The following is a 19,214-nucleotide window of genomic DNA, read 5'->3' as shown; positions in this document are numbered from 1 at the left end:
CTCGTCATTTCCTGACCTTTGACTATCCGCTCTCGCGCCACGCCTCTGATTCGCGATCGGCCTCCACCCGAAACGGCGTGGGCGCCAGGCCCCGCACGCCGGGGCGGACCCGGAACAGTCCGCCGGCCAGGCCCTCGGCGTCGCGCGCCTCCGCCGCAGTGGTGATGTAGAGCGTGTCGAGATCCGGCCCGCCGAAGGCGCAGGAGGTGACCCGCGAGGCCGGCAGCGGCAGCGTCTCGTCGAGGCGGCCGTCGGGGGCGAAGCGGCTGACGCGCCCGCCCTCCCAGTGGGCCACCCAGAGCCCGCCGTCGGCGTCGCAGGCCATGCCGTCGGGGAAGCCCTGGGTCTCGCCGAAGCGGATATGCTCGCGCTTTTTCGCGAGGCTGCCGTCGGGCGCCAGGTCGAAGGCGTGGATCACCCGCCGCGGGGTGTCGCTGTGATAGAGGGTGCGGCCGTCGGGCGAGATCGCCGGGCCGTTGGCGACCCGGTAGCCCGCATCGAGCCGCCGCAGCGTCCGGCCCTCCAGGCGATAGAGCGCACCGCTGGAACGCTCGGCGGCGTCGTCCATGGAGCCGAGCCACAGCCGACCTTCGCGGTCGACCTTGGCGTCGTTGAAGCGGTTGCCGGCGGGTTCGTCGTCGGGGGTCGGCCAGTCGGCGACGATGCGCGGCCCGCCCGCCTCCAGGCGCAGGTGGACCAGCCGCGAGCGCAGCCCGGCGATGAAGCCGTCACCGTCGTCGCGGGGCGCCAGCCAGCAGCAGGCCTCGTCCAGCGGCCAGACGCGGGTCTCACCGCGGGCCGGGTCGAAGGCCAGCAGCCGGGCGCCGAGGATGTCGACGAACAGCAGCCGGCCGGCGTCGCCGCGCTCGGGGCACCACAGCGGCCCCTCGCCGAGCCGGGCGCGACCGGCCCAGACGCATTCCAGTGTCGAGGCATCGACCATGGGGTTCTCCGTGCTCGAGAGTCAGCGAAGCGCGGCCCCGCCGGACGACGGGGCCGCGGCGGGTCAGGCGCGCTGTCGGCGGGTCTGCTTCCAGCGGTCGAACATCACCGCCAGCAGCAGGATGGCGCCGCGCACCAGGTACTGATAGAAGGTCGGCACGTTGAGCAGGCCCATGGCGTTCTGCACGCAGCCCATGATCATCACGCCCACCAGTACCCCGGTGATCGAGGCGATGCCGCCGGACAGCGCCACCCCGCCCAGCACGCAGGCCGAGATCACGGCAAGCTCCAGGCCCTGGGAGGTGTTGGGATCGCCGAGGCCCATGCGCGAGGTCAGCAGCACCCCGGCGATGCCGGCGACCACGCCCTGCAGGCCGAACACGATGATCTTCAACCGCCGCACGTTGACCCCGGCCAGGGCCGCGGCCTCGGCGTTGCCGCCGGTGGCCAGCACGTTGCGGCCGAAGGCGGTCATGTTGAGCAGCACGCCGAAGATCACGAAGCAGGCGATCATGGTCCACACCGGCAGGGTCAGCCCCAGGAAGGAGGCGCTGCCCAGCTCGAAGAAGGCCGGCACGGTGATCATCACCGCGTCGCCGCCGGAGGTGATGTAGGCCAGGCCACGCACGAACTCCATGGCCGCCAGGGTGGCGATCAGCGAGTTGATGCCGAAGCGCGCCACCACGAAGCCGTTGAAGGCCCCCACCGCGCCGCCGGCGACCACGCCGCCCAGCACGCCGATGATCACGCTGCCCGAGGCCGAGGTGGCCACGGCGGCGACCACCCCGGCGAAGGCCACGATGGAGGCCACCGAGAGGTCGACCTCGCCCAGCGCCAGCACCAGCATCATGGTGGTGGCGATGGTGCCGATCAGCGTCACCGAGAGCAGCAGGCCGACCATGTTGCGGCCGGTGAGGAAGTCGGGGATGAACACCGACAGCGCCACGAACAGCACGGCGAAGATGGCGATCAGCCCCGAGGTGTCGAGCAGGGTGCGCAGCGGCTTGGTCAGCCCCTGGCGGCCCTGGGGACGCGCCGGGGCGTCGCCCTCGCCCTGCGCGATCTTTTGCGTCGTCATAGCGGTTTCTCTCGTGTCTTGTCGTTCAGAAGTCATTGCAGGCATCAGGCCGGCAGCGCCAGGCCCAGCAGGCGCTCCGGCGTGGCCTCGTCGCGTGCCACCACGTCGACCAGGGCGCCGTCGCGCATCACCCCGATGCGGTCGCAGATCGAGCTGACCTCGGCCAGGTCGCTGGAGATCACCACCACGCTCTTGCCCTGGTCGGCCAGGTCATAGAGCAGGGTGTAGATGTCGCGCCGGGCGCCGACGTCGATGCCGCGGGTCGGCTCGTCCATCACGAACAGCTCGATCTCCTCGGACAGCCAGCGGGCCAGGATCACCTTCTGCTGGTTGCCGCCGGACAGCGTGCTGATACGGGTGCGCGGCCCCGGGGTCTTGATGCTCAGCCGGTCGATGTACTCGCGGGTATTGGCCAGCTCCCGCGACGGCTGGCGGAACAGTCCCCAGCGCTTGTAGAAGCGCCGACAGCTGACGTTGAGGTTGTCGGTGACGCTGGCGATGGGAAAGATGCCCTGGGACTTGCGATCCTCCGGGCACATGGCGATGCCGGCGCGGATCGCCTCGCCGGGAGTGCGAAAATGCCTGGGCTGGCCGGCGAAGCGCACCTCGCCGGACTTCTGGCGCTCGACGCCGCACACCAGCCGCATCAGCTCGCTGCGCCCGGCGCCGACCAGGCCGAACAGGCCGAACACCTCGCCGCGACGGACGCTGAAGCTGACCGGCTCGCTCAGCCCCTTGCCGTCGATGGCGTCGATGGCCATCAGCTCCTCGCCGGCCTCCCGGGCGCGGTAGCCATAGACGTCGTCGATGTCACGGCCGACCATCTCGCTGACCAGGGTGTCGTGGTCGAGTGCCTCGAGGCTGTCGTGGGTGCGGATATGCTGACCGTCGCGGAATACCGTGACGGCATCGCACATCTCGAACACCTCCTCCATGCGGTGGGTCACGTAGAGCACCACCCGGCCCTCGTCGCGCAGCCGCTGGACGATACGCTTGAGCTGGCGGGTCTCCTGCACCGACAGCGAACTGGTCGGCTCGTCGAAGGCGATCACCTTGGCGTCGCGCAGCAGGGCGCGACCGATCTCGATCATCTGCTGCTGGCCGATGGACAGGTCGCGGACCTTGGTCGACGGGTGGATCTCGTCCTCGCCGAGATCGCGCAGGATGCGCAGCGCCTCGTCGCGCATCCGGCGGCGGTCGACGAAGCCGCGCCGGGCCGGCAGCTGGCCGAGCAGCAGGTTCTCGGCCACCGACAGGTTCGGCGACAGCGTCAGCTCCTGATAGATGATGGCGATGCCCTGGCGCAGGGCCTGACGGGCATTGGCGAAGACGTGACATTCGCCGCCCAGCCACAGGGCGCCCTCGGTGACGCGATTGACGCCACTGAGCACCTTGAGCAGGGTCGACTTGCCGGCGCCGTTCTCGCCCATCAGGGCGTGCACCTGGCCGGCGTGGGCGGCGAAGCTCACCCCGTCCAGCGCACGCACGCCGGGAAACTCGACGCTGATGCCATCGAAGCGCAGATACGGGTCTGTCATGGCAGCGGACTCCTGCACGATGAACGATCCCGGGCCTTCACGGTCCGGGCGGGCGGATTCAGAGGCCGAGCTCATCGCGCACGTCCTGCCAGTTGTCGCGGGTCATCAGGGTGCCGGAGGTCACGGTGTTGGCCTGGGGCTTCTCGTCCTCGGTGATCCAGGCATAGAGGTTCTCCGCGGTCTGACGGCCGTGCATGGTGGAGCTCACCGCCACGGTGCCGTGGAAGCCGGTGGGCGTCTCGCGCGAGAACTCGGCGAAGGCCGCGCCGGAGCCGTTGATGCCCACGCCGATCACGTCCTCGGCGCCCAGGCCGTACTGCTCGCTGGCGCGCACGCCGCCCAGCACGCTCTCCTCGTTGAGGGCGTAGATCACCCAGTGCTCGAAGTCGCCGCGCTTGGCGAACACCGGCGAGGCCGCCGAGAAGGCGCTGCTGGTGTCGGTGTTCTGCTGGGGGGCGTCGAAGATGTTGTCCTCGTTGAAGCCCGACTCGAGCAGCGCATCGGTGGCGCCGTCGGTGCGCTCCTTGGCGGTAGGCAGCTCGTAGTTGGTGATGCGCAGCGCGGCGACCTCCTCCGGGTCCCAGCCGCGCGCCTCCATCTCGGCGGCGATGGCATCGCCCACCTGCTGACCGATCTTGTAGCCGGACATGCCCAGGTGCGGCACGCCCTCCATGGGCTCACCGTCGGGGCCGACGAAGCGGTCGTCCACGGTGACCACCTTCATGCCGTACTGCTCGGCACGGTTCATGATCGCCGGCCCCAGGCGCACGTCCGGCGGGCAGATCACGAAGCCCTGGGCGCCCTGGGAGTTGAGGTTGTCGATGGCGCTGAGCACCTGCTGGCCGTCCTCGCCGGCCAGGCGCACCACCTCGAAGCCCTGCTCCTCGCCGACGGCGGTGGCGGCCTGCTGCTCGTTGATGAACCAGGCCTGTTCGGGCTTCTTGACGATGAAGCCCATGGTGACGTCGTCCTGGGCCTGGGCACCGGTGAAACCTGCCATGGCGATGGCGCCGCCGAGGGCCAGACGTGCGAATCGAGACGTGAGAGTCATGCCGTGCTCCTTTCGCCCCTGCCGGGGTCATTGTTGTTGGAAGTGGCTGTCGCTGGAGAGCGTTGTCGTGGGATATCGAGTCGGTCGAAAGACGCTGTTCACCCTAGCCAGCGCCCGGCATAACCTTCTAATACGCAAACGCCGTACGATTGATATGCGCTTTGCTATCACGACGAGAAGAAGCACCCTTGCAGGCCGACCGACCGCCGTCGTCGCACAACGGCCACCACGACTAAAGTTGCTGTCGCGCCGCCGTGCCGGGGCCTTGGACGAAAAACGCCGCCCCATCGAGGGCGGCGTCACAGGTCTTGCTCAGCGCTCATCTCAGCCGTCGTCGGCGTCGGTCGAGAAGCGATAGACCGTCAAGGAGCGATAGGTCTCGCCGGGCTCGAGGATCGTCGAGGGGAAACCCGGCTGATTGGGCGAGTCGGGAAAGTGCTGGGTCTCCAGCGCGAAGCCGGAACGCTTGCCGTAGGGCTCGCCGCCCTTGCCGGTTACGCTGCCGTCGAGGAAATTTCCCGAATAGAACTGCAGGCCGGGCTCGGTAGTGGCGATCTCGAGCACGCGGCCGCTGCCGGGATCGACGACCCGGGCCGCGCGCCGCGGTGCCTCCAGCGGAGCGCTGTCCATGGCCAGCACGAAGTTGTGATCGTAGCCGCCGCCGCGTTCGAGCTGGCGATGGTCGTCACCGATGCGCGCGCCGATCGGCGTCGGCCCGCGGAAGTCGAAGGGCGTGTCCGCCACGTCGCGGATCTCGCCGGTGGGGATCAGCGTCGCGTCGACCGGGGTGAAGGCATCGCCGTGGATCGTCAGCTCGTGATCGAGGATGCTGGGGTCGCCCTCGCTGGCGAGATTGAAGTAGCTGTGCTGTGTCAGATTGACCGGCGTCGGCCGGTCGGTCTCGGCGCGATAGCGGACCTCCAGGGCGTTGGCGTCGGTCAGGGTATAGCTGACCGTCGCATCGAGCCGCCCGGGGTAGCCCTCCTCGCCGTCCGCGCTGACAGTGCGCAGGATCACGCCCTCGCCGTCTTCGCCGCTGAACGGTTCGGCGTCCCACAGCCGGCGATCGAAGCCCTGCCGGCCGCCGTGCAGGTGATTGTCCCCATCGTTGGTGGCCAGCTGGTGAGTCACCCCGTTCAGGGTGAATCGCCCCTGGTCGATGCGGTTGCCATAGCGGCCGATCAGCGCGCCGAAATAGGGGTTCAACTGCCGATAGGCGTCGGACAGGTAGCCATCCAGGCGATCGAAGCCGAGCACGATGTCCTCGACCTTGCCTTCCCGATCCGGCGCCCGCAGTGACACGATGATGCCGCCGTAGTTCATGACCTCGACCGTCAGACCGCGGTCGTTGGAGAGGCGATACAGGGTGACCTCTCGGCCGTCGGGCAAGGCGCCGAACGACGAGGCCTCAACGCCCTTTTTCTGCTGATGATCCGGCATGTTCTCCCCACTTCGTTGAGATGATTCGTCGGCCATGGCGGCACCATGACCGATCATGAGCAAGCCGGCGGCCCCGACGAAGGCCCGGCATCGTGTCGCGTCGAACATAGCGGAAAGTCCCCTTTATCAGGATCGGCACATTGCGGTAGAACGGGTCTCGACCGCAGCGGGGAGACGCAGGAGGCGCTCCTCGATGCCACCCTAGGCAAGGCCGACCGACAAGGACCAATAATGTTCGCCATGACGGTTGATACACAAAGCGTTATCGCACCATGAAGGCCACGCATCCCCCCGAGGCCCTGCCACCGGACTGGTTCCTGAGGGCTCGACTAAAGTTCCGCCACCTGCAGCTGTTCGTCGCCCTCGACGAGCAGCGCAACCTGCATCGCGCCGCCGAGAGCCTCGGCATGAGCCAGCCGGCGGCCTCCAAGCTGCTCGGCGATCTGGAGACGCAGCTCGGCGTGGCGCTGTTCGAACGTCATCCTCGCGGGCTCACGCCCAACTGGTACGGCGAATGCCTGATCCGCCATGCCCGCGGCATCGTCTCCCAGCTGCAGCACGCCGGCGAGGAACTCAACGCCCTGGAGGCGGGCAATGCCGGGGTGGTCTCCGTCGGCACGGTGATGGCGCCGGCGGTGACGCTGCTGACCAGCGCCATCGAGCGGGTGCATCGCGACCTGCCCGGCCTCAAGATTGGCGTCGACGTGGGGGTCAGCCGGGACCTGATCCCCCGGCTGCTGGAGGGCGAGCTCGACTTCGCCATCACTCGCGTCCCCGCCGGCTTCCCGGCCGAGCGCTTCGTGTTCGAGGAGATCGGCGAGGAGGCGCTGTGCTTCGTGTGCCGCGAGGGCCATCCGCTGAGCGGACAGTCCGCGCTGTCGCTGGAGGCGATGGCCGCCTATCCCTGGGCGCTGCAACCCCCGGGGGCGCTGATGCGCCAGCGGGTCGACGGCCTCTTCCTGCAGCACGGGGTCGCACCGCCGCGCCAGATCGTCGACACCCCCGATGTGCTGGTGGCCCTGGCGCTGGTCGACAAGTCGGACACCCTCACCGTGACCACCCGCGAGGCCGCCGACCTGCTGTGCGCGCCGCAGCGCTTCCGTCGGCTGCCCTTCGAGGAGGCGCTGAGCGTGCAGCCCTACGGCCTGGTAAGCCTGCGCGACCGGCGCCTGTCTCCCGGTGCCGCGACCCTGATGAGCACCCTGCGCGAGCTGGTGGCCCATCAACGCTCACTCCAGACCGAACCTCAGCCCTCGAACGCTTCGACGCTCTCCCTGCGCCCGTAGAGGAAGGCATCGGCCACCTGCCGCAGCGGCGCAACGTCCACCTCGGAGCGACCGGCGGCGGCCAGCTCGGCGAAGCGCGCGTAGAGCCCGGCGTATTCCTGGCCGACCATGGCGGCCAGCCGCGATGGCTCGTCGTTGCCGTCGCCGGTGGGCGCATCCACCACCACCTCGTCGTCGATCAGCAGGCGATTGCCGCCGTGAGTCAGGCGCAGGCGGCCGGCGTCGGTCTCGACGCGCACCTCCCAGATCACCTCGCCGGTCTGGCGGAAATCGAAGTCGGCGGCGATCGGCGCCTCGTCGGCATCCATGAAGGCCAACCGGGCGGCGATGGGCGTCTGGCAGTTGGCCGGCACCTCGAGGGTCGCCTGGCGCAGGAAGAACGGCCGCGGCAGCACCAGGGTGGCCACCGAGAGAGCGTTGATGCCGGGGTCGAAGACGCCCATGCCGCCAGGCGCCCACAGCCAGCTCTGGCCGGGATGCCAGACGCGCACGTCCTCCTTCCACTCGATCGCGACGCGCTCGATGCGGCGCTCGGCCAGCCATTCGCGCGCCGCGGCCACGCCGCCGGCCTGCTGGGAGTGCCAGGCGGCGAACAGCGTGCCCGGGCAACGCTCGGCCAGCTCGACCAGCGCCGCGACCTCGCTGAGCGTGGCCCCAGGCGGCTTCTCCAGTAGCACGTGCTTGCCGGCCTCCAGCGCCAGGCGCGCCTGGGCGTAGCGCAGGTGGGTCGGGGTGCAGATCGCCACGGCGTCGAGGCCGGGCTCGGCGGCGAGCATCGCCTCGAGAGAGGCATGGTGCGGCAGGCCATCGATGCCGGCCGTGGGGTCGGCGCCGGCCACCAGGCGCAGGTTCGGGTTGGCCTGGATGGCCGGCAGGTGCTGGTCCCGGGCGATCTTGCCGAGACCCACGAGACCGATGGAAAGCGAAGACATGGCGGTTCCTGACGGATGGCTGATGATGAGCGGACCATATCAGAGCAAATGTCGAACATATAGTTCGAGGGCTCGTCGACCCGCCGCGGCCTCTCGCCCGGCCGCCGTTCCGCCACGTGGCTGGGCCGGGATCAACGCGGCCCGGCGCCCTCTCCCTGCCCCTCGCCGAGCGAGCCCACGGAGGGCTCGACAGCGGCCTCCTCAAGGAGCTCCCGCGAATCCGGCGCCCCGGCGGCCACCTTCTCGCGCTGGCGACGCAGATCCCGCAGGGTGCTGATCAGCATCGCCGCCACGATCACGCCCCCACCGATGAAGGCCGCCACGGTGGGCACCTCACCGACCCAGACCCACACCAGCAGGGTGCCGACCAGGGTCTCGAGCAGCATCACCAGGCTGACCTCGGCGCCCGGCAGGTAGCGCGGCCCGGTCTGGATGCCGAAGTAGGCGACCGTCAGCAGCACGCCCATCGCCAGCAGGTACTGCATGTCCACCGCCGACGGCAGCTGCACGCCCCCCAGTAGCGCGCCAGGCAGCATCATGGCCAGGCAGCCCAGGGGCAGGATCACCGTGGTATCGACCCCGCGTCGGGACTGGCTCTTCTGAGCGCTGGCCACGGTGGTGTTGATGGCGATGCACAGCGGCACGATCAGCGCCACGGCCAGTCCCAGGGGGCTGCCGACGCCGATCTCCCCGCTGGCCATCAGGCAGGCACCGGCCACGCAGACCACGATCACCACCCAGGTCTGGCGGCGCAGCCGCTCGCCGAAGACCCACCAGCCGATCAGCGCGGCCACCAGCGGCGCCAGGTTCATCATTACCAGCACGTTGCCGGCGGAGGTGAGACGGTTGGCGATCACGAAGGCCCAAGCACTGCCGGCGAAGGCCAGTGGGCACCACCAGGCCGCCGGGCCGCAGGCCTTCACCGCCGCCGGCAGCTCACGACCGTAGCGCCACCAGGCGAGGCCCAGCAGGGTGAGGCCGAGCAGCAGCCCGCGCCAGAACATGAAAGTGGCGATGTCCACCGTGGTGGCCTTGACCAGCAGGGCATCCGGCGACAGGAACAGCACCCCCATCATGGTGATCAGATAGCCCCGCAGGCGAAACGGCAAACGTGACCACATCGTCGCTCTCCCCCTCGGCAAGCATGCCGGCAATACGGTGATGAATCGGTGGTGACAAACGACGAGCAGGCCGGGGTTTCCCCCGGCCTGCTCGGCTTGACGGTGCGTGCGGCGCTCGCTCCTGCGTCAGGAGCGAGGCCTCACGCTAGCGAGATCGCCTCAGGCGCGTTCGCGACGCGGCACCGGACCGTCATCGTCGCGGCGGCGGCGCGGCGCACGCTCGGCAGGCGCGCGGTCTTCGCTGATTTCCAGCGGACGACCCGCGACCCGGGCGCGCCCCATCTTGTCGAGGATGCTCGACGGCAGGTTGTTCGGCAACTCGACGACGGAAAATGCATTGCGGATGTCGATCCGGCCAATGCGGTTACCCTCGATGCCGCCTTCGTTGGCCAGGGCGCCGACCAGCTGGCCGGGCTTGACGCCGTCCTTGTGACCCACGGACACGCGGTAGCGGGTCATGCCTTCGCGCGGCGCACGATCACGGGGACCGCTCTCGCGGCGGGCCGGCTTGCCGTCGCGGCGCTCGTTGCGCTCCTTGCGCGGCGCCTGGAGGCGGCCGATCGGCGCCTCGTCGGCGCGCGCCAGGGCGGAGAAGGCGCAGGCCAGGTCGACCGGATCGTAGCCTTCACCGATCAGCTGCTCGATCAGCGCACGCTGCTCCTCGGCGCCCTTGGTGACGGCGGCGACGGCGCGCTGGTGGAAGACCTGATCACGATGGGCGCGAATGGCGGCCTCGTCGGGCAGGTCCATCTCGCTCATCTTCTGGCCGGTGGCCTGCTCCAGCCAGCCGACCTTGCGGCCTTCGCGGTTGCCGGCGAAGGTGATCGCCACGCCGTTGCGGCCGGCACGGCCGGTACGGCCGATGCGGTGGGTGTAGGCCTCGGCATCCTGGGGCAGGTCATAGTTGATGACATGGGTGATGCGCGGCACGTCGAGACCGCGGGCGGCCACGTCGGTGGCGATCAGCACGTCGACCTTGCCGCGCTTGAGGCGGGTGATGGTGCGCTCGCGCAGGCTCTGGTCCAGGTCACCGGACAGGCTGGCCACGTTGACGCCACGGGCGGAGAGCTGCTCCATCAGGGTGGTGCAGGCGGCCCGGGTGCGGACGAAGACGATGGCGGCATCGACCGGCTCGACCTCGAGGATGCGCGCCAGCGCTTCCTGCTTGGCACCGCCATCGATGCGCACGCGACGCTGCTCGATGTTCTCGCCGGTGGTGGTGCGGGACTCGATGGCGACCTTGACCGGCTCGACCAGGTAGCGGTTGACGATGCGCTCGATCTCGGTCGGCAGGGTCGCGGAGAAGAACACGCGCTGGGCGTCCTGCGGGGTGTCGGCGACCACGCGCTTGACGTCGTCGATGAAGCCCATGCGCAGCATCTCGTCGGCTTCGTCCAGCACCAGGGCGGAGAGGCCGTCGAGCTTCAGGCTGCCGCGGTCCAGGTGATCGATGATGCGGCCGGGGGTGCCGACCACGACCTGAGCGCCACGACGCAGGGCCTGCATCTGGTCGCGATATTCCATGCCGCCGCACAGGGTGGCGACTTCCAGGCCCTTGAGGTTCTGGCCATACTTGGTGAAGGAGACGGCCACCTGCTGGGCCAGCTCACGGGTCGGCGCCATCACCAGCACCTGGGGCGCGCGCTTGTCGAGATCGAGGCGCGAGAGCAGCGGCAGGGCGAAGGCCGCGGTCTTGCCGGTACCGGTCTGGGCCTGGCCCAGCATGTCGCGGCCTTCCAGCAGGGCCGGAATGGTCTGTGCCTGAATCGGAGACGGGGTCTGATAGCCGAGGGTCTCGATGGCGGAGAGAACGGCAGGCAGCAGGGCCAGATCGCCGAAACTCGGCGAGGCGACGGAAGTCGAGGTCATGAATCACACCTTGGTAGGCCGGCATCGCCGGCAAGAAACATCGTGGCGCCCCCGACGCGGTAATACGCTCGGGGATCCTGCACGAGGCAGGTCGTCGTCAACATCGGAGTCGGGGACGCCGGTCGCACCTGGCATCGGTTCGAGCCCGCCATGGCAGGCGAACCGTCGTGGCGACCGTCTGCGCCGAATTCGCCCGGGTGGCGAACTCTCGGCGGCGCTCCATCTTCACAGTCCGAACGCGTTGGGCGGTTGGCCCGGCGTCTTCGCGAGCGTCGCAGTCACGATTCGTGAAGCGGCGCTGAGTATGATGGTGGGGTCAGCACATGCGAGGAAGCGCGCATGCTACCATCGCGGCCCCAGGCTGGCCAGCCTTTTCCGCCTTACCTCCAGGAGCCCCCATGCCGAACCTTTGGGTCGACGCCGATGCCTGCCCGCGGATCGCCCGCGAGATCATCGTGCGCGCCGCCGAACGCACCGCCACCCCGACCACCTTCGTCGCCAACCACCAGGTGCCGCTGCCGCCCTCGAAGTGGGTCAAGGGCATGGCGGTCAGCCACGGCTTCGACGCCGCCGACGACGAGATCGTCGACCGCCTGGCCAGGGGTGACCTGGTGATCACCTCCGACCTGCCGCTGGCCCTGGCCGCCATCGAGCGCGGCGCCAGCGTGATGACCAGCCGCGGCGAGGCGCTGAACGAGAGCAACATCCGCGCCCGGGTTCAGATGCGGGACTTCATGGAGACGTTACGTGCCAGCGGCGAGCACACCGGCGGACCCAAGGGCTACTCGGACGTCGACCGCCGGGAATTCGCCAACGCGCTGGACAGATGGTTGGCGAAACAGCAGTAATGAAGTGAGGTGTGAGGAGGAAGGAGTGAGGCACTCCCCCCTCACTCCTCTTCTCCTCACGCCTTACCGACCTTATCGCGAATCCCGCGCCCCGGCAGACGCTCACGGTCGTGGGGACGCTCGAGGCCGAGCAGCGGTCCGGCCGGCACGATGCCGTTGGGGTTGATGGTCTTGTGGCTCATGTAATAGTGGCGCTGGATATGATCCATGTTCACCGTCTCGGCCACCCCCGGCCATTGGTAGAGCTCGCGCACGTAGTTCGAGAGGTTCGGGTAGTCCTCGATCCGGCGCAGGTTGCACTTGAAGTGACCGTGATAGACGGCGTCGAAGCGCACCAGGGTGGTGAACAGGCGAATGTCGGCCTCGGTAAGCCACTCTCCCGCCAGGTAGCGCCACTCGGACAGCCGCGTTTCCAAGCGGTCGAGCGCGGCGAACAGCGCCTCGACGTGGCGCTCGTACACGTCCTGCTCGGTGGCGAAGCCGGCCTTGTAGACGCCGTTGTTGACGTGGTCGTAGACGTCGGCGTTGACGGCATCGATGGTCTCGCGCAGATCCGTCGGATAGAGGTCCAGTCGATTGCCGGTCAGCCCGTCGAAGGCGTCATTGAAGATGCGTACCAGGTCCGCCGACTCGTTGCTGACGATGCGCTCCTCCTGCCGGTCCCACAGCGCGGGCACCGTGACCCGACCGGTATAGTGCGGGTCGGTCAGGGTATAGAGCTGATGGTGGAAGTCGACGCCGTTGAGCGGATCGCCGCTCGAGCCTTCGTCACGATGATAGGTCCAGCCCTGGTCGAGCATCAGCGGGCTGGTGTGCGAGACACCGACCAGCGGCTCGAGCCCCTTGAGGCGACGCATGATCAGCACGCGATGCGCCCAGGGACAGGCCAGCGACACATAGAGATGGTAGCGGTCGGCCTGGGCGGCGCACGCCGGGCGCCCGTCGGGGCCGGGGCTACCATCGGGCGTGATCCAGTCGCGCAGCTTGGCGGATTCGCGCACGAACTCGCCGCCGTGCGCCTTGGTGTCATACCACTGGTCGTGCCACTGGCCGTCGATCAGCAAGCCCATCTCGATTTCCTCTTTCAGAACGTTTGCACCTAGCCTAAACCGAGGAAATCGAAGCTCAAGCGCAGTTTTTGGCCGTCATTGTTCGTTTTCTTCGAAAGATCAGGCGGCACGGCGACGCTACGCCGCATCATTCCTCACCGCCGCCGACCTCGCGCACGCTGTCACGCAGCTGCTGGGCCATGGCCCGAGTGGCCGGCCCGGCGCGGTCCTGGTCGCGATGGATGAGCTGGATGGGAATCTCGCGCACCCCGCCGGCCGTCAGCGGCAGCGGCTTGAGCCGCCCGGCCTCCAGGCTGTCGCCGAGCCGCGTCTCGGGCACCCAGGCGAAGCCGAGGTTACGCTCCAGCATGCCGATGGAGGTGTCGAGGTGGCTGACCGTCCAGCGCTGCTCGGCCTTGAGCCAGCCGGAATCCTGGGAGCGGCCCTGGGCGGAGTCGCGCACCACCAGCTGACGGTACTGCTCGAGGTCGCGCAGATCGAGCTCGCGCCCCAGCCGATGCAGCTCGTGGTCGGGGTGGGCCACGGCGATGAACCGCACCGTCACCAGCGGCTCGCCCAGGAACCCCTGGGCGCCGAGCCCCGAGATCAGCAGATCGGCCTCGCCGTCCTGGAGCATCTCGACGCCGCCGTTGAGCACCGTCTCGTGGAGCTGCACGCGCACATAGGGAAAGGCCGCGGAGAAGGCATCCAGCGCCCGCGCCAGGGCATCCGGCGGGAAGATCTGGTCGATGGCCAGCACGATCTCGGCCTCCAGGCCTTCGGCCAGGCGAGAGGCCACGTCCTCCAGCGACGCGGCGTTGTCGAGCAACTGACGAGCGCGTCTCAGCAGCATCTCGCCGGCCTCGGTCAACCGCACCTGGCGCCCTATCGGCTCCAGTACCGCCACCCCGAGCTGCTCTTCCAGCTTGTGGACCGCGTGATTGAGCGTCGAGGGGCTCTTGTGGATGGCTTCGGCGGCCCGCGAGAAGCCGCCATGATCGACCACCGCGGCCAGCATCTGCCACTGAGCGAGGGTGACACGGGACATGTTCGATTTCCTCGAATGTAATGCGCGAAACGTTGCGCTTAATCTTCGAAAAAATCGGCCTAGAATGCCAGTCATTCCATTCCCCAGGGAGATCGAGACGATGACCCAGCCCATCGACCGCCGCCCCCAGCGTCGCCTGAAGAGCCATCCCAGCCAGGACGGCGACGGCGTCGCCATCCACCGCCTGCACGACTTCGGCGGCAGCCTGGACCCGTTCCTGATGCTCGACGAGCTCGAGGCGGCGCCCCACGACAACGCCATCGGTGGCTTTCCGCCGCATCCCCACCGCGGTATCCAGACCCTGACCTACGTCCTCCACGGCGGCCTGCGCCATGAGGATCACCTCGGCCATCACTCGAGCATCGGCGCCGGCGGCGCCCAGTGGATGCATACCGGCCGCGGCATCATCCACGGCGAGACGCCCTTCGCCGACGCGCATGGCCTGCATGCCTTCCAGCTGTGGCTCAACCTGGCCGCCAGCAACAAGATGAGCGAACCGACCTATCGCGACGTGCCCGGCGACGAGATGCCGCACCTGGCCCGGCCGGGCGCCCGGCTAACGGCCCTCGGCGGGGACTGGGTAGCGGCCGACGGCGAGCGCGTCAGCGGCCCTCTCGATGCCCTGGCCGGCCGGGCCGGCGTGGCCCACGTCACCCTAGAGGCCGGCGGTGACATCGCTCTCGAGGCCGACGCCAGCACCCTGCTGGTGTTCGTCTTCGCCGGCCAACTCGAGATAGCGGGCGATGGCGTCACCCGGGGCGAACTCGTGCGCCTCGGTGATGGCGGACGACTGTCCCTGGCAAGCGACGCCGGTGCCCAGGCCCTGCTGCTGGCGGGCGAACCCCACGGCGAGCCGATCGCCCATTACGGCCCCTTCGTGATGAATCACCGCCACGAGCTCGACCAGGCACTGCGCGACTATCGGGATGGCAGTCTCACCGACTAAGCCGGAAGCAGGGTTGCCGAAGGCGGGTGAAGCATGGCAAGGTCGAATTAATAAACACTGTTCACGGACTCGGTTCGCCCGCTCTCGGGCCGGGTCCGCGCTCTGCTGTATAGGTGTACAGCCTAGGCACCCTAATCGTCATGGGTTAAGGTTCTAGTGCCTTTTTATGCGTTTACACCTATTTCACACGGCTAAAACCATCATGCGAATCCTTCGTTCGCTGCCCCGCACGCACAAGTTGCTGCTGTTGCCCGTTGCCACCATGGTCACCGTGCTGGGCGCCCACAAGATTCTGACTTCCGTCGAGGATGCCCGCCAGGGCCATCAGAATCAGGACACCGTTCTGGTTCCCCTCGGCGAAGACGCCAGCCCCGGCGTTCCCTCCATCGCCCTGGATCGCGCCCCGGTCGCCGAGGCCATCGAACTCGCCTCGCGCGCCCGGGATGCCACCCGGGAAGCCATTCCCCTCTCCGAACTGACCGCCTCCGAGATCGTCGACGTGGACTTCGCCCGCGCCGCGCAGGCCAGCGGCGAGGTCGACGACGCCGAGGTCACCGCCCCGCAGATCGACGACACCGCGCGCCACCTGGCCATCGTGGTCGGCACGATCGGCAACGGCATGCTGGCCGATGACGAGCAGGTGGTCGCCGACGCCACTTCCTACGAGGACGTCTCCTCGGACGAACTCGAACTGTTCGACGATGGCCCCATCGTGCTCGAGGACGAGATCGACGCCGACGAGCCCTATGTGCCCGAGTGGCTGGCCTATACGGTCGAGCCCGGCGATACCTTCGCGATCATGGCGCAGGAAAACCTTGGGCTGGGCTACAGCGAGGTCACCGCCCTGCTCGAGACGCTCCCGGAGCCGCGGATGCTCACCCACTGGCGCGCCGGCGACCGCTTCGAGTACCAGCTCGACGAGCAGGGCAAGCTGCTGTCGATGCGCATGATGAAGAACGCCCGCGACGGCTATCTGGTCAAGCGTGACGACGAGGGCGCACTGGACGTGGCCACCATCGAACGCACCGGCGAGGCCACCCAGCGGCTCTATGCCGGCACCGTCAGCGGCAGCTTCGCGCGCTCGGCCCAGGCCACCGGCCTGAACAGCGCCGAGGTGGCCGAGCTCTCCCACGTGCTGGAGAAGAAACTCGATTTCCGCCGCGACACCCGTCGCGGTGATCGTTTCAGCGTGCTGGTGGAATCCGACCTGATCGACGGCGAGGACCTCGATCCGCGCGTGCTGGCGGTCAGCTACGAAGGCTCGCGCATGGACCTGACCCTGGTGCGCAACGCCGAGGACAATCGCTTCTACACGCCGGATGGCGAGAGCCTGGACCCGGCCTTCGACCGCTACCCGTTCAGCGGCCACTATCGCATCAGCTCCAACTTCAACCTGCGTCGCCATCATCCGGTGACCGGGCGCATCAGCCCGCACAAGGGCACCGACTTCGCCATGCCGAGCGGCACGCCGGTGGACGCGCCGGCCGACGGTCGCGTCGAGCTGGTGGGCAACCATCCCCTGGCCGGCCGCTACATCGTGATCCGCCACGACAACGGCTACAAGACCCGCTATCTGCACCTCTCGCGGCCGCTGGTCAGCCGCGGCGACCGGGTGACGCGCGGAGAACGCATCGCGCTCTCCGGCAACACCGGACGCAGCACCGGTGCCCACCTGCATTACGAGGTAATGGTCAACAACACCCAGGTGGACGCCATGAAAGTGGAACTGCCGGAGCATCAGGGCCTGAGCGGCGATGACCTGGTCGCCTTCCAGCGCGAGGCCGAGCCCATGCTGGCGGCCCTGGAGAGCGGCGAGACCGGCACCACGGTGGCCAGTACCGGCACCGAGCCGAGCGGCGCCTCCGACGATGGCAGCTGACCGCCAGGCCTTGCCGCCGGCCCCATGACGACGCCCCGCCCCGTGCGGGGCGTCGTCGTATCGCCCCTCTCTATCGTCGGCCGCGGCCTCCGCTAGACTGGGGCTCTCCTGCCGACAACGGAGCCCGCCCTTGTCCTCGCGCGCCGCACCGCCCTCCTCCGTCTCTTCCCCCCTGGCCATGCTCGGAGTGTTCCGCTACAGCCACCGGGCGCTGGGCCTGGTGTGGCAGACCTCGCGCCGCCTGACGCTGGGGCTGGCCCTGTGCACCCTGGTCGCCGGCGTGATGCCCGCCGTGGCCGCTTGGGTCGGCCAGCTGATCATCGACGGCGTGGTCGCCGGCATGGAACGCCACCAGGCCGGCACGCCGCTCCTGCCAGAGCTGTGGCCGGTGCTGCGCTTCGTGCTGCTGGAAGCCGGCGTGGTGGCGCTGATCGCCCTGGCCCAGCGCGGCCTGGCCGCCCAGCAGTCGCTGCTGCGCGCCCTGCTCGGCCAGAAGGTCAACGTCATGATCCTGGAGAAGGCCGGTCGCCTGTCGCTTGCCCAGTTCGAGGACTCCGAGTTCTACGACAAGCTGACCCGGGCCCGGCGCGAAGCCTCGACCCGCCCCCTCGGGCTGGTCAACAAGACCTTCTCGCTGCTTCAGAACGCCATCTCGCTGGCCAGCTTCGGCGTGCTGCTGGTCGGCTTCTCGCCCTGGGCGCTGCTGGTGCTGGTGATCGGCGCCCTGCCGGTGTTTCTCTCCGAGGCACGCTTCTCCGGCGACGCCTTCCGACTGTTCCGCTGGCGTTCGCCGCAGACCCGCATGCAGATGTACCTGGAAACCGTGCTGGCTCGGGAGGACAGCATCAAGGAGGTCAAGCTGTTCGGCCTCGAGCCGCTGCTGCTCGACCGCTACCGGCGCATCTTCGAGACGCTCTATGCCGAGGACCGGCGGCTGACGATCCGCCGCGAGACCTGGGGCTTCCTGCTCGGCCTGCTGGGCACCCTGGCCTTCTACGCCGCCTACGCCTGGGTGGTGGCGGACACCGTGGCCGGCCGGCTGACGCTGGGCGAGATGACCATGTATCTGATGGTCTTCAAGCAGGGCCAGGCGGCGCTATCGGCAAGCCTGACCGCCATCGGCGGCATGTACGAGGACAACCTCTACCTCTCCAACCTCTACGAGTACCTGGAGCAGCCGGTGCCCGAAGAGACCGGGCATCTCACCAAGGGCGTCCGACCCGGCGACGGCATCCGCTTCGAGGGCGTGGGCTTCACCTATCCCGGGGCCGAGACGGCGGCGCTCTCAGGCATCGACCTTCACTTGGTCCCCGGGGGCAGTCTGGCGCTGGTCGGCGTCAACGGTTCGGGCAAGACGACCCTGATCAAGCTACTGACCCGCCTCTACGATCCCACCGAGGGGCGCATCCTACTCGACGGCAGCGACCTGCGCGACTGGGACCGGGCGACCCTGCGCCGGCGCATCGGGGTGATCTTCCAGGACTTCGTGCGCTACCAGCTCAAGGTCGGCGAGAACCTCGGCGCCGGCGACGTGGCCGCCTTCGAGGACGAGACCCGCTGGCAGGAGGCCGCCCACCGCGGGCTCGCCGAGGACTTCATCGCCGACATGCCGGGCGGCTACCACACCCAGCTGGGGCGCTGGTTCAAGGGCGGGCAGGAGCTCTCCGGCGGTCAGTGGCAGAAGATCGCCCTGGCCCGCGCCTACATGCGCGAGGAGGCCGACATCCTGGTGCTCGACGAGCCCACCGCGGCCATGGACGCCGCCGCCGAAGCCGCGGTTTACGCCGACTTCCGCGACCATGCCCGGGACAAGATGACGGTACTGATCTCGCACCGTTTCTCCACCGTGCGCGCCGCCGACCAGATACTGGTCATCGACGGAGGACGCATCCTCGAGCGCGGCGACCACGCGAGCCTGATGGAACTCGACGGCCGCTATGCCGGGCTGTTCCGGCTGCAGGCTCAGGGGTATCGCTGAGCGGCCTTCTCGGGGTATCAGCCCAGGCTTTCATGGCACCTGTGTCGCCCCCGCCTCCCCCTCCACGCGTCATGTCAGGCCCATTCTGCGACCTGCTACGCCGCCTAGCCGTTTCCGCAAGAAGAACCTTGACGCGTCAGCAGCGCGCTTGAAGCAGACACGTGCAGGTGATATTTTGAACCTTCGTTTTGATTTTATAAAACCAACGG

Annotated in this window: 15 protein-coding genes; 5 read left to right on the top strand and 10 right to left on the bottom strand. The window is 68.6% G+C overall.

The annotated features are described in order from the left end of the window. Positions 1-22: 22 nt before the first annotated feature. The 5 genes from QWG60_RS05160 to QWG60_RS05140 form a co-directional block, all read right to left on the bottom strand. Positions 23-943 (bottom strand): SMP-30/gluconolactonase/LRE family protein, encoded by a 921-nt coding sequence (locus tag QWG60_RS05160; RefSeq protein ID WP_146908362.1) that lies wholly within the window; start codon positions 941-943, stop codon positions 23-25. Positions 944-1,006: 63 nt separating this feature from the next. Further along, positions 1,007-2,020, bottom strand: a complete 1,014-nt coding sequence (gene araH, locus QWG60_RS05155; RefSeq protein ID WP_035592935.1) for an L-arabinose ABC transporter permease AraH — start codon at positions 2,018-2,020, stop codon at positions 1,007-1,009. 44 nt (positions 2,021-2,064) lie between these two features. Continuing rightward, positions 2,065-3,558, bottom strand: a complete 1,494-nt coding sequence (araG, locus tag QWG60_RS05150; RefSeq protein ID WP_146908359.1) for an L-arabinose ABC transporter ATP-binding protein AraG — start codon at positions 3,556-3,558, stop codon at positions 2,065-2,067. Positions 3,559-3,616: 58 nt separating this feature from the next. Further along, positions 3,617-4,609 (bottom strand): arabinose ABC transporter substrate-binding protein, encoded by a 993-nt coding sequence (locus tag QWG60_RS05145; protein WP_046079041.1) that lies wholly within the window; start codon positions 4,607-4,609, stop codon positions 3,617-3,619. Between the two features lie 324 nt (positions 4,610-4,933). Further along, complete coding sequence (locus QWG60_RS05140) at positions 4,934-6,049, bottom strand: aldose epimerase family protein (RefSeq protein ID WP_246124658.1); 1,116 nt, start codon at positions 6,047-6,049, stop codon at positions 4,934-4,936. 272 nt (positions 6,050-6,321) lie between these two features. On the opposite strand from QWG60_RS05140, the gene QWG60_RS05135 reads away from it, so the two are divergent. Beyond that, entirely contained in the window at positions 6,322-7,335 is a 1,014-nt protein-coding gene (locus QWG60_RS05135; RefSeq protein WP_107181653.1) for a LysR substrate-binding domain-containing protein, read from the top strand. Here the strand turns inward: QWG60_RS05135 and QWG60_RS05130 are convergent. The 3 genes from QWG60_RS05130 to QWG60_RS05120 form a co-directional block, all read right to left on the bottom strand. Continuing rightward, positions 7,296-8,267 carry a Gfo/Idh/MocA family protein gene (locus tag QWG60_RS05130; protein WP_146908354.1) on the bottom strand — a complete coding sequence of 324 codons (972 nt, stop codon included), beginning with the start codon at positions 8,265-8,267 and terminating at the stop codon, positions 7,296-7,298. The two genes, QWG60_RS05135 and QWG60_RS05130, sit on opposite strands and share 40 nt — an antisense overlap. Before the next feature lie 131 nt (positions 8,268-8,398). Further along, positions 8,399-9,388, bottom strand: coding sequence for a DMT family transporter (locus tag QWG60_RS05125; RefSeq protein ID WP_186810059.1), 990 nt, complete (start codon positions 9,386-9,388; stop codon positions 8,399-8,401). Positions 9,389-9,547: 159 nt separating this feature from the next. Beyond that, the gene (locus tag QWG60_RS05120) at positions 9,548-11,257 is read right to left on the bottom strand and encodes a DEAD/DEAH box helicase (RefSeq protein ID WP_035592930.1); all 1,710 of its coding nucleotides are present in this window, start codon (positions 11,255-11,257) and stop codon (positions 9,548-9,550) included. Positions 11,258-11,655: 398 nt separating this feature from the next. Here QWG60_RS05120 and QWG60_RS05115 point away from each other — a divergent pair, with 398 nt between their 5' ends. After that, a complete protein-coding gene (locus QWG60_RS05115) occupies positions 11,656-12,105 on the top strand; it encodes a YaiI/YqxD family protein (protein WP_035592929.1) in 450 nt (149 codons plus the stop codon). A gap of 56 nt (positions 12,106-12,161) precedes the next feature. Here QWG60_RS05115 and QWG60_RS05110 read toward each other — a convergent pair whose 3' ends face one another. Both QWG60_RS05110 and QWG60_RS05105 read right to left on the bottom strand, forming a co-directional pair. Then, on the bottom strand, positions 12,162-13,175 hold the full coding sequence (locus QWG60_RS05110) for a glutathione S-transferase family protein (protein ID WP_146908351.1): 1,014 nt from the start codon (positions 13,173-13,175) through the stop codon (positions 12,162-12,164). Between the two features lie 127 nt (positions 13,176-13,302). Continuing rightward, positions 13,303-14,202 (bottom strand): LysR family transcriptional regulator, encoded by a 900-nt coding sequence (locus QWG60_RS05105; RefSeq protein WP_046079047.1) that lies wholly within the window; start codon positions 14,200-14,202, stop codon positions 13,303-13,305. A 100-nt stretch (positions 14,203-14,302) separates the two neighbouring features. On the opposite strand from QWG60_RS05105, the gene QWG60_RS05100 reads away from it, so the two are divergent. The 3 genes from QWG60_RS05100 (at position 14,303) to QWG60_RS05090 (ending at position 19,005) form a co-directional block, all read left to right on the top strand. After that, positions 14,303-15,148 carry a pirin family protein gene (locus QWG60_RS05100; protein ID WP_146908348.1) on the top strand — a complete coding sequence of 282 codons (846 nt, stop codon included), beginning with the start codon at positions 14,303-14,305 and terminating at the stop codon, positions 15,146-15,148. 202 nt (positions 15,149-15,350) lie between these two features. Next, a complete protein-coding gene (locus tag QWG60_RS05095) occupies positions 15,351-17,027 on the top strand; it encodes a peptidoglycan DD-metalloendopeptidase family protein (protein ID WP_246124657.1) in 1,677 nt (558 codons plus the stop codon). Positions 17,028-17,205: 178 nt separating this feature from the next. Beyond that, on the top strand, positions 17,206-19,005 hold the full coding sequence (locus QWG60_RS05090; protein ID WP_146908371.1) for an ABC transporter ATP-binding protein: 1,800 nt from the start codon (positions 17,206-17,208) through the stop codon (positions 19,003-19,005). Positions 19,006-19,214 lie beyond the last annotated feature (209 nt).

This window comes from Halomonas halophila (assembly GCF_030406665.1).
GTDB classification, from domain to species: Bacteria; Pseudomonadota; Gammaproteobacteria; order Pseudomonadales; family Halomonadaceae; genus Halomonas; species Halomonas halophila.
The sequence above is the reverse complement of the archived record's forward strand: the minus strand, read 5'-3'. Positions and strand labels throughout refer to the sequence as shown.